The organism is Vibrio sp. 397 (assembly GCF_033339395.1).
GTDB lineage: Bacteria > Pseudomonadota > Gammaproteobacteria > Enterobacterales > Vibrionaceae > Vibrio > Vibrio alginolyticus.
In genome coordinates this window covers 41,756-49,536 of record NZ_JAWOUN010000024.1, presented here as the reverse complement: position 1 = coordinate 49,536, position 7,781 = coordinate 41,756, and the positions used below count along the sequence as shown (strand labels likewise).

At 44.9% G+C, this 7,781-nt stretch carries 10 protein-coding genes; 3 read left to right on the top strand and 7 right to left on the bottom strand.

Going from position 1 to position 7,781, the window contains the following annotated elements; translation table 11 throughout:
* Positions 1-209 (bottom strand): YcgL domain-containing protein (locus tag R7P36_RS22845; RefSeq protein ID WP_318122308.1); only part of this gene is annotated, 209 nt, incomplete at its 3' end.
* A 197-nt stretch (positions 210-406) separates the two neighbouring features.
* Between R7P36_RS22845 and minC the strand changes: the two genes are divergently transcribed.
* The 3 genes from minC to minE are packed head-to-tail and all read left to right on the top strand — an operon-like array spanning position 407 to position 2,165.
* The gene (gene minC / locus R7P36_RS22840; RefSeq protein ID WP_182039184.1) at positions 407-1,069 is read left to right on the top strand and encodes a septum site-determining protein MinC; all 663 of its coding nucleotides are present in this window, start codon (positions 407-409) and stop codon (positions 1,067-1,069) included.
* Positions 1,070-1,086: 17 nt separating this feature from the next.
* The gene (gene minD / locus R7P36_RS22835; protein ID WP_005388331.1) at positions 1,087-1,899 is read left to right on the top strand and encodes a septum site-determining protein MinD; all 813 of its coding nucleotides are present in this window, start codon (positions 1,087-1,089) and stop codon (positions 1,897-1,899) included.
* Positions 1,900-1,901: 2 nt separating this feature from the next.
* Positions 1,902-2,165: a cell division topological specificity factor MinE gene (gene minE / locus R7P36_RS22830; protein WP_005388332.1), complete on the top strand. Its 264-nt coding sequence runs from the start codon at positions 1,902-1,904 to the stop codon at positions 2,163-2,165.
* A gap of 77 nt (positions 2,166-2,242) precedes the next feature.
* Here the strand turns inward: minE and rnd are convergent, their stop codons facing one another.
* The 6 genes from rnd to tsaB all read right to left on the bottom strand — a co-directional run bounded on the left by rnd (position 2,243) and on the right by tsaB (position 7,766).
* Positions 2,243-3,361, bottom strand: coding sequence for a ribonuclease D (gene rnd, locus R7P36_RS22825; protein WP_213899502.1), 1,119 nt, complete (start codon positions 3,359-3,361; stop codon positions 2,243-2,245).
* A 79-nt stretch (positions 3,362-3,440) separates the two neighbouring features.
* The gene (gene fadD / locus R7P36_RS22820) at positions 3,441-5,132 is read right to left on the bottom strand and encodes a long-chain-fatty-acid--CoA ligase FadD (protein WP_318099373.1); all 1,692 of its coding nucleotides are present in this window, start codon (positions 5,130-5,132) and stop codon (positions 3,441-3,443) included.
* Positions 5,133-5,238: 106 nt separating this feature from the next.
* A complete protein-coding gene (locus tag R7P36_RS22815; protein ID WP_047102882.1) occupies positions 5,239-6,093 on the bottom strand; it encodes an alpha/beta fold hydrolase in 855 nt (284 codons plus the stop codon).
* A 6-nt stretch (positions 6,094-6,099) separates the two neighbouring features.
* Positions 6,100-6,657 carry a Slp family lipoprotein gene (locus R7P36_RS22810; protein ID WP_005382214.1) on the bottom strand — a complete coding sequence of 186 codons (558 nt, stop codon included), beginning with the start codon at positions 6,655-6,657 and terminating at the stop codon, positions 6,100-6,102.
* Between the two features lie 41 nt (positions 6,658-6,698).
* On the bottom strand, positions 6,699-7,004 hold the full coding sequence (locus R7P36_RS22805; RefSeq protein WP_047102883.1) for a hypothetical protein: 306 nt from the start codon (positions 7,002-7,004) through the stop codon (positions 6,699-6,701).
* 60 nt (positions 7,005-7,064) lie between these two features.
* Entirely contained in the window at positions 7,065-7,766 is a 702-nt protein-coding gene (tsaB, locus tag R7P36_RS22800; protein ID WP_025766978.1) for a tRNA (adenosine(37)-N6)-threonylcarbamoyltransferase complex dimerization subunit type 1 TsaB, read from the bottom strand.
* Positions 7,767-7,781: the final 15 nt, after the last annotated feature.

Sequence of the window (7,781 nt, the reverse complement as noted above, 5' to 3'; positions counted from 1 at the left end):
AGAAAGAAGCCATCATTTTGTAATGAAGCCTTCACTTTTTCGATATCAACTTGTGCCAATTTACGGCCATCAAGTTTAATCGTCATGACAGCGATAGGCTTACCGAACATCTGCATTAAGGTGTCAGGAACCTGTGAAAAATCATCCTTTTTCGGAATATAGAGATAAGTACCTTCTTTTTTCGAGCTTTTATAAATAGAACAAAGCATGACACGCCTTTTATGCTGATTTAGCCGCGTTGAGTGCGGATTAGGTTGTAAACGTCAAATTCTCGCAAACTTAATAGCAAATTTGAGATTAATTCACCTATTTGCCCACGAGAGAACTTGCTGCGTCAAAGGATGAAATATAACATGACATACCTAGTTTAAGGCAACGCTCTTTCAATAAAGGCAAGAAGTCCACGATGACCCATTCACCAGACCTTAAAGGTAGCAGTTTTACATTGTCAGTTTTACACCTTTCTGACAATGAGATCGCAAAGACTGTCGAATTTTTGCAAGAAAAAGTTTCTCAAGCACCTTCTTTTTTTGCATCCGCGCCTTTGGTAATCAATATAGCAAAAGTACAAGGCGACATTGATTTCCCTAAGCTTAAACAAGGCATCTCAGATGCCGGTTTTATTCCGGTCGGTGTAACGGGCTGTAAAGACAAGCGTGTACAAAACCTTGCTTCCGAAGCTGGCTTCGCCATTATGTCGGCGAGCAAATCGCCAAGCCAAGCACCTGCCAAAATGGCACCAACGAAAGTAGTTCGTACGCCTGTCCGCTCAGGACAACAGATCTACGCAAAAGATGGTGATTTGGTGGTGCTAGCGCACGTAAGTGCAGGTGCTGAAGTCATTGCTGACGGCTCTATTCATATCCATGGCACACTTCGAGGTCGTGCGATTGCAGGAGCAAGTGGTCAGCAGGAAGCGCGTATTATTTGCCACGATTTACAAGCAGAACTGGTATCCATTGCGGGTGACTACTGGTTAAGCGATCAAATTGAAAGCGAGTACTGGCAAAAGAAAGTAATGATCAGTAAAGCCGAAGAATCATTACATTTAGAAGTTCTCGCGATTTAATCTAAAAAGGAAAAAAAATGGCACGCATTATTGTAGTAACGTCTGGTAAAGGTGGCGTTGGTAAAACCACTTCAAGCGCAGCCATCGCCTCTGGTCTAGCTCTTAAGGGAAAAAAGACCGCGGTGATCGATTTTGACATCGGTTTGCGTAACCTCGATCTAATCATGGGCTGTGAGCGCCGCGTCGTGTATGACTTTGTAAACGTCATTAACGGCGAAGCGACATTAAACCAAGCGCTGATCAAAGATAAGCGCACGGACAACCTATTTATTCTTCCTGCTTCTCAAACTCGTGATAAAGACGCACTGACAAAAGATGGTGTTCAGCGCGTATTCGGCGAACTTGATGAAATGGGCTTTGATTTCATTATTTGTGATTCACCAGCAGGTATCGAGCAAGGCGCGTTAATGGCCTTGTACTATGCCGATGAAGCCATTGTCACAACGAACCCAGAAGTCTCTTCTGTACGTGACTCTGACCGCATTCTCGGTATTTTAGATTCTAAGTCACTGCGTGCAGAACAAGGGCTAGAGCCAGTAAAACAGCACCTGCTACTGACTCGCTACAACCCATCTCGCGTCACTCAAGGCGAAATGCTAAGCGTTGAAGACGTAGAGGAGATCTTACATATTCCACTACTGGGCGTGATTCCAGAAAGCCAAGCCGTACTTAACGCGTCAAACAAAGGTGTGCCAGTCACTTTTGACGATAACACCGATGCGGGTATGGCTTATTCTGACACCGTTGATCGCTTATTAGGCAATCAGGTTGAATTTCGTTTCCTTACTGAGGAGAAGAAAGGACTCTTTAAACGACTCTTTGGAGGCTAGACATGTCATTATTAGAATTTTTCCGTCCACAGAAGAAAACTTCTGCGAATCTAGCTAAAGAGCGTTTGCAAATCATTGTCGCAGAGCGCCGCAGCCAAAATGATCCTGCGCCGTCTTACTTGCCTCAATTAAAAGAAGACATCTTGAAGGTGATCAGCAAGTACGTGGCAATTGATCCAAATATGGTTGACTTAACATTTGAGCACAAAGACGACGATATCTCAGTTCTTGAGCTGAATGTGAAGCTACCAGACGAAGAAAAGTAATCAGTTTCTCTCGCCAGACGAATGCTCTAATTAGAACGAAAAAGGTTGGCATCGAGGCCAACCTTTTTCATCTTTCATTACTTTAATGCTTTATTCATCTTGTCGCCGAGTAAATCCAAACGCCACCCTTGCATCAAATCAGGCAATACTTCTGGGTCACGATCTTTTTTCCAAACCCAACTGATCAACTGATTGATCTGCTTTTTAGAGGCAAGGAACTCCGTGGCTAAACCTGACTTCTGCGAAGCCGATTTCACCAAGTCTTTCATATTTTTGAAGACCTGCTTGTAACCCGGATAGTCCATTAAACGCTCAATTTTCGCAGGATACTCTTCAGAAGGTGTTTGCTTCGCTTGCTTAACAATCGCGGCAATCTTCGCGCCATGGCGGTTAATCGCTCGGATATCAATATCTTCTGCTTCCATCTTCTTAAAGTTCGTTAAACCAAGACGAGCGACCGTTAATAGATCACCTTCTTTGAAGATAAAGTTCAGCGCTAAATCTCGTTTGATTGCTTCACGATAACGCCACGTCGCCAATGGCTTTAAAATAGCCAGCTCAGAAGGTTTTAATTGCCAAGCGCCCTTAATATCAAGGTAGGCATTCTCTTCATTGGTTACGCGAATACGTTTCGAAACGAGTAAATCACTTTCTTGCTGTACAGCTTCCCACCAACCTGCTTGCGTCACCTTATCGAACAGCTTTTCGTATAACGGTAACAAGTAATGAACATCTGCGGCAGCATAATCTAATTGCTTTTGTGTCAGTGGACGAGCCATCCAGTCGGTACGTGATTCACTTTTGTCGAGCTCTACGCATAAATATTCTTCCACCAGCGATGCGAAGCCTGTCGATAGGCCGTGACCAAGAAAAGCGGCCATCAGCTGCGTATCCACCATAGGGAATGGTGTACAACCAAAAGCGTTTTGGAAAACTTCTAAATCTTCACCACATGCGTGCAGCACTTTTAGCACAGAAGTATCTTTTAATAGCGCTACAAACGGCGTCATATCCGTTAATTCAGTCGGATCAATCAGCGAGAGGCGATTACCATCGAAAAGCTGAATCAGACCTAACTGCGGGTAGAAAGTGCGAATACGAACGAATTCGGTATCCAGCATCACTACGTCTGCCTCTCGGGCATGAGTGCAAACCTCTTCTAGGTCTTTGTTTTTAGTAATAATTTGATAGTTCACATACTTCTCGCTATAAAAAATGCCAGCAAAACGCTGGCATTCTATCATTTTTTAAATCTCTCGACTCGACGAAATCGGCTTATGCGCTTTTCTTCGCAAGTTCAGCGTCATTCTCTTCGCGTAAAACACGACGCAAGATCTTACCGACATTGGTTTTAGGTAAGTCTTCGCGGAATTCAACCAACTTCGGAACTTTGTAGCCAGTTAGGTGTTCTCGACAATGCGCGATCACTTCGTCTTTGGTCAAGCTCGGATCGCGTTTCACGACATAAACCTTCACTAATTCACCAGACACTTCATGCGGCTGACCAATAGCAGCAACTTCAAGTACTTTGCCGTGTAGTGCTACAACGTCTTCGATTTCGTTCGGGTAAACATTAAAGCCTGATACTAAGATCATGTCTTTCTTACGGTCAACGATATGCAGGAAGCCTTCGTCATCGAACTTAACGATGTCGCCAGTTGATAGCCAGCCGTCTTCGTTAATCGTATCTTTCGTTGCTTCAGGTCGTTGCCAGTAACCTTGCATAACCTGAGGACCACGAACTTGAAGTTCACCAGTTTCAGTATTCGCAAGAGCGTTGCCTTCTTCATCCACGATACGAACTTCTGTTGATGGTACCGGCAGACCAATAGAGCCATTGTATTCAACAAGATCATGCGGATATGCCGCCACCAACGGAGAACACTCTGTTAGACCGTAACCTTCGAGCAAGTAGCAACCCGTGGTCTTTTGCCATCTTTCCGCCACTGAGCGCTGCACTGCCATGCCGCCGCCAACAGCTAAACGTAGATTACTGAAATCCAACTCATGGAAATCTTCATTATTGACCAATGCATTAAATAAGGTATTCACGCCCGTAATCGCAGTAAACGGATGCTTTTGTAGCTCTTTCACGAACCCTGGAATATCTCTAGGGTTGGTAATAAGTAAGTTACGACCACCCATTTCAACAAACAGCAGACAGTTTACGGTAAGAGCAAATACGTGATACAGCGGTAACGCTGTCACGACTAATTCACGCCCTGGAGATAAGACCGGTCCGTACGCGCCTTTTGCCTGTAAAACGTTCGCAATCATGTTGCGGTGAGTCAGAATCGCGCCTTTCGCGACACCTGTCGTCCCCCCCGTATATTGCAGGAATGCAATGTCATCCCCAGACATAAACGGTTTAACGTATTGTAGACGACGACCTTTACGTAGAGCCTGACGCATTGAGATAGCACCAGGTAAATCGTACTTAGGCACCATGCCCTTAACGTACTTCACGACAAAATCGACAATCGTACCTTTCGCTCGTGGCAGCATTTGACCAAGACTGGTTAACACTACGTGTTTGACTGGTGTTTTATCGACGATTTGTTCTAGCGTATTCGCAAAGTTAGACACAATCACAATCGTCGTCGCACCTGAGTCATTCAATTGGTGTTCAAGTTCACGAGGAGTGTAAAGTGGGTTAACGTTTACGGCGATACAACCTGCACGCAAAATACCAAATAATGCTACTGGGTATTGCAGTAAGTTTGGCATCATCAGAGCAACGCGGTCACCCTTTTGCAGTTTTAACTCGTTTTGCAGATACGCTGCGAATGCGCGACTACGCTCTTCCAATTTACGGAAGGTCATAACCGAGCCCATGTTCATGAATGCTGGTTGGTCTGCATATTTTTGTACAGACTGTTCAAACATTTCTACCAAAGACTCATATTGCTCTGGATTAATGGTTTCAGGTACGTCACTTGGATAACGTGAAAGCCATGGTTTATCCACGATGTTACTCCTCGTTTATAACTGGCTAAAAAATAGCGTCCTTTTTATTTTGAAAGCTATTACAGCACAGCGAACGTGCTTGAGCACGCAACTCTCAAACACTTGTTTAAATTTTGTTAACTACACCAAGAATTCGCGTTGCGACCTCGAGTATTTGCTCTAAATGACAGTGATGACCACCCTTGACAGAAACCACTTGCGGTGGGTTCTCTCCCCAATCAGCTTGGTTAGATGGTAAATTCTGAAATCCTTGATCGCCTAATACAATCAAATGAGGACAACGTATTTGGCTGGTAATCGAGTTAGCATGCGCTTGCGCCATTCGGTAAAGCGACGCACATTTTAACTTGGCGTCATGCCGCCAATACCATTTATCTCCTCGCTGCTCTGTTCCACGCTCGACTATCGGTAGAAGCTGCTCAGCGGTTAATTGGTTGGCTTGCATGCGTAATTTTAACGCCAGATCGAAGGAGGCAATGGCTCGCTCTGGCTTGTTTTGCTGTCTTATTCGACTTAAAACGCCATCGCGAAGACGAGGCAAACTGTTAATAGGCTCTTCAGTAAGAGGTCCTGCTCCCTCAATTTGCACAAGACCTTCGACCTGCTCTGGAAACGCAGCACTATAGCAACTTGCGATTAAAGCACCAAGTGAATGCCCTACTAATATCAGTCTGTTTGGTGATAATTCGTCCAAAAACTGATACAAATCGGCAATATAGTCGTGAAAGGGGTAATAATTATCGTGAGATTTATGACTCGATAAACCGTGACCAAAATGATCGATGGCGAGGAGGTGTAAGTGAGGATTAAGTTGGTTCAACTGCTCCATGAGCGCTTTAAAGCTGCCCGCATTATCTAACCACCCATGAAGAAAAACGACTGACAAGTCAGCCGTTTTCTCGTTCCCTATCTCAAGGGCTGCCATTTTGCCGGCAGGAAGCTCGAATTGACGCTCATGCATCGCAGATTATTTGACCTGTTTTATCACTTTACCGTCTTGTGGGAAATCATTACGCCACATGCGGCAGTTAATCGAGTAACATGGGTAAAAGTAGGTTGGCGAGTCATACATGCGTACACGTTCTTCAATTTTCCATAAACGGTACCCTTCCCCCTTAATTACCGGGAAGATGTAACCGTGCTCACCGATCTTTCCTTCTTCTTCCCCTGCTCCTTTGCCTACAACCGTCACCAAACGGCCTTCACTAAAGGCGACAGGCTCTAAATAGCCATCAAAATAGGCGACAAAACGCCCCGTAGGCTCTTCATCAATATCAGGTTTACCAGACTTACTGATAGGAAGGTTTACAATCTCTAGACGCGTTTTATCTTTAAAGTTATCCACTTTAGCGATGATTCCACCAAGGCGAACATCTTCACTCACTTGCCCCTGAGACTCAGCAAAAGCTTTATAGTCTGTAACGACCAATTCTGTGCTTGCATTTAGCTCCTCTGGCAACGAGCTACACGCAGACAAACCAACCGTAGCAAATAATGCGAGAAAAAACCGTCCAAAAACCTTCATAAACCACCTTTCAATATTAGTAACCCCAAGCTGGGGAGATCTCACACGTAAATATCGACACCAAGTAATTGAGCCAGTTCCTCTTTTTTAGCTCGATTCATGACATCCATGTACTGCTCCATTGCTTTACGTGCGCCCCCTTCAGGAAGGTCATATTGCACTTGAGCTCGGTGAATTTGGGACTCATCCACGTGTTTTATGGAGTGCGCCACGGCGTTAGCAACCTTTGAAGGCTGACCTACAGGCTGCTTTGTTTGTGATTTATTTACCTGCTTCTTTTGACTGGCTTTATTAGTGCGATTTGCACCGGGAATCAAAGAAGGAGGCAAGCCATTAATCGACGCCATAGCACTCCATAAAAATACAGGGCAAACGCCCTGCTTTTTGTCAGGTTAATGAAAAACGGACTATTCGCGACCAGGAAGTTTTTTCCATGTCACATTATCACGTAAATAAACAGGGCTCGAATCCTCGACCGGCACGGTATTACCCTTTTTAAATTCTTGTTCAGCAAGAATCACAATGTCTTGTGAATCAGGGTACAGAACGTCACCATGCGTCAAATTAAACGGTAGGTCTGCTAATACTTCTTGGTAAGCATCCCAACCAGTACCTGCTGTCGTCCACGTTTTGTCGTCTGCTTGTGCCTCTTCAACGAGACGTGCTGGTGGAATTACGCACTCTGCATCCATCTCTGCCCACTCACCGTTTGCTTGGCGAGTGTAACGTGCCCAGTAAACTTCACCCATACGTGCATCAATGGCCACAGAGACATCGGTCACACCATGTAAGCGATAGCTACCTTGAGCCATTGCAGCCAGCGTTGAAACGCCGATCATAGGTAAGTCAGCACCGAACGCCAAACCTTGTGCGATACCAATACCGATACGAACGCCAGTAAAGCTACCTGGACCACGTCCAAACGCTAACGCATCCAGCTCTTGTAGAGTCAGGCCAGCTTCTTTGAGTACTTCATCAACCATTGGCAGTACTTTTTTGGTGTGATCGCGTGGTGCAACCGCGCTACGTGAAATCACTTGATCATTAGCCAACAACGCAACTGAACAGTTTTCAGTCGCTGTATCGATAGCAAGAATTTTTGCGCTCATTTAACTCTCTACAAC